This is a genomic window from Leisingera sp. F5 (genome assembly GCF_001593695.1).
Genome location: NZ_LUKH01000360.1, coordinates 1 through 2,722 on the forward strand (window position 1 = coordinate 1; position 2,722 = coordinate 2,722).

Below are 2,722 nucleotides of genomic sequence, written 5' to 3' on the forward strand. Positions count from 1 at the left end.
ACCTTGGCCGCACGGCCAGGCTCGTGCTTGGCCAGCCATTCCTGCCACAGCTCCGACACCTCCCGCGGCAGCCGCAGCATGATCCAGCTGGCGGCATCCGCACCCGCCTCCGCCCCGGCTGCCAGCAGCGCCTCCAGCTCATGATCGGTCAGCCCCGGCACGACAGGGGAGGTCATCACCCGCACCGGCACCCCCGCCTGCGTCAGCCGCCGGATTGCAGCCAGCCGCCGGACTGGCAAAGGGGCCCGCGGCTCCATCCGGCGGGACAGTTCCGGGTCCAGCGTGGTAACGGAAACCCCCACCCGCACAAGCCCTTTGGCTGCCATCGGCGTCAGGATATCCAGGTCCCGCTCCACCATCGCACCCTTGGTGACGATCGCCACAGGATGATTGAAATCCCGCAAAACCTCCAAGCAGCTGCGGGTGATGCGATGGTCCCGCTCGCACGGCTGATACGGGTCGGTATTGGTGCCTAGCGCCAGCACGGCCGCCTTGTAACGCGGCGCCGACAGTTCGTTGCGCAGCACCGCAGCCGCATTGGGGCGTGCGACCAGCCGGGTCTCAAAATCCAAACCCGGCGACAGGCCAAGATAGGCATGGCTGGGCCGCGCAAAACAATAGATGCAACCATGCTCGCAGCCCCGGTAAGGGTTGATGGAGCGGTCAAACGGCAAATCCGGCGACCGGTTGTAACTGATCAGCGACCGCGCCGTCTCGTGCCGCACTTCAGTGGGAATCACCTCCATATCCGGTTCTGGCAACCAGCCATCATCTACTTGGCAACGGTCCAAATCGAACCGCCCTGCCGCATTGCTGAGACTGGCACGCGCTTTGCGTCGCATGGGCTGGGAACCGTCATGATAAGGCATTGCCGCACTATGCACCCGCAGCAAGAACAAATAAAGAACAAATGCGCAGAACTGAAGATTTTCATGCATAATCCGCATTACCAAATCATCGAATTTCCTCTTATACGTCGGTTCGGACAATAGCTATGTCGCAAACAATGCAGTCCCGGGGCGTCATTCTGTCACAAAAGTCCCAAAACTAGGCCAACACGAGGCACGCCGCCCCGTAAGCAAGGAATATGCGAATGTCGGACGAAGAAGACATCATCCTGTCGGAACTCGATGACGAGGAACTTGTTCAGCAGATGTTTGACGACCTCTATGATGGTCTCAAAGAGGAAATCGAAGAAGGCGTTGGCATTCTTCTCTCGCGCGACTGGGCGCCGTATGATGTTCTGACCAAGGCTCTGGTAGGCGGCATGACCATCGTTGGCGCCGACTTCCGCGACGGCATCCTGTTCGTCCCCGAGGTTCTGCTGGCGGCCAACGCGATGAAGGGCGGCATGGCCATCCTGAAACCGCTGCTGGCTGCAACCGGCGCCCCGCAGGTGGGTTCGATGGTAATCGGCACCGTCAAAGGCGACATCCACGACATCGGCAAAAACCTGGTTTCGATGATGATGGAAGGCGCAGGCTTTGAAGTTGTCGATCTGGGTATCAACAACCCGGTTGAAAACTATCTGGAAGCCCTGGGAGAGCACAAGCCGGACATCCTGGGAATGTCGGCTCTGCTGACCACCACCATGCCCTACATGAAGGTGGTGATCGACACCATGGTCGAGCAAGGCCTGCGTGATGATTACATCGTGCTTGTTGGCGGCGCGCCGCTGAACGAAGAGTTCGGCAAGGCAATCGGCGCCGACGGCTATTGCCGTGACGCCGCCGTGGCTGTGGAAATGGCCAAGGATATGGTGGCCCGCAAGCACAACTCGATGAGCGCCTGATTTGGCACGCAAAGGACGCGCAGCCCGCTTGACCGAGCGGGCTGCCTTCCGCCCTCCGACCGGGCGGACGCTTGAGGAAAGCTCCCTCACCGAACAGGGCCTGGCTGCCCCTGAAAAGAAGTCCGGCCGCATCCTGCTGATCGCCTGCGGCGCGCTTGCGCGCGAAATCCTTGATATCAAAGAGAAAAACGGGCTGAATCACATCGACCTCACTTGCCTGCCTGCCAAGCTGCATCTCTATCCCGAGCAGATTGTGGATGCTGTGGACGGTGCAGTAGCCAAACATTCATCTGTTTATGACAAGATCTTTGTGGTCTATGCCGATTGCGGCACCGGCGGTGCGCTGGAGCGCAAATGCCAGGAGCTTGGTGTCGAGATGGTGGCCGGCCCGCATTGCTATTCCTTTTTTGAGGGCAACGAGACCTTTGCAGCCCATGCGGATGCTGGCGAAATCACTGCATTTTATCTGACCGATTTTCTGGTTAAGCAATTCGACGCCTTTGTCTGGCGTCCAATGGGAATAGACAAGAACCCCGAGCTGCGCGACATGGTGTTCGGCAATTACACCAAGCTGGTCTATCAGTCACAGATCAGCGACCCCAAGCTGGTGGAAAAGGCGCGCGAATGCGCAGATCGTATGGGGCTGGATTTCGAACACCGCCACACCGGCTATGGCGATCTTGAAACCGCCATTTCAGATTGGGCAGGCTAGCCCTTCATCTTTTCCCAAATACTCCGGGGAGTGCGAGGGGCCGGCTTCTCGCCCTGCTGCCTCAGGCCTGCGCCATCGCGGTTTCGCGGATCCGCTCGATCATCGACCGCAGCCCGTTTGAGCGTTGCGAAGACAGATGATCGTTCAGTCCAAGCCGCCCCAGCTCCGCCTTGGCATCCACAGCCGCCACCTCTTTCACAGGCACACCGCTGTAAAGG

The 2,722-nt window shown here is 59.5% G+C and carries 4 protein-coding genes; 2 read left to right on the forward strand and 2 right to left on the reverse strand.

Features of this window, described 5'->3' with window-relative positions; all coding sequences use genetic code 11:
- The coding region (locus A2I95_RS30275; RefSeq protein WP_291735834.1) for a PA0069 family radical SAM protein at positions 1-869 on the reverse strand (869 nt) is incomplete at its 3' end.
- A gap of 224 nt (positions 870-1,093) precedes the next feature.
- On the opposite strand from A2I95_RS30275, the gene A2I95_RS30280 reads away from it, so the two are divergent.
- Complete coding sequence (locus A2I95_RS30280; RefSeq protein ID WP_129371145.1) at positions 1,094-1,792, forward strand: B12-binding domain-containing protein; 699 nt, start codon at positions 1,094-1,096, stop codon at positions 1,790-1,792.
- 1 nt (position 1,793) lies between these two features.
- Entirely contained in the window at positions 1,794-2,504 is a 711-nt protein-coding gene (locus tag A2I95_RS30285) for a DUF1638 domain-containing protein (protein WP_027258715.1), read from the forward strand.
- Positions 2,505-2,565: 61 nt separating this feature from the next.
- Here A2I95_RS30285 and A2I95_RS30290 read toward each other — a convergent pair.
- On the reverse strand, positions 2,566-2,722 hold a 157-nt coding region (locus tag A2I95_RS30290), incomplete at its 5' end, for a SufE family protein (RefSeq protein WP_291735839.1).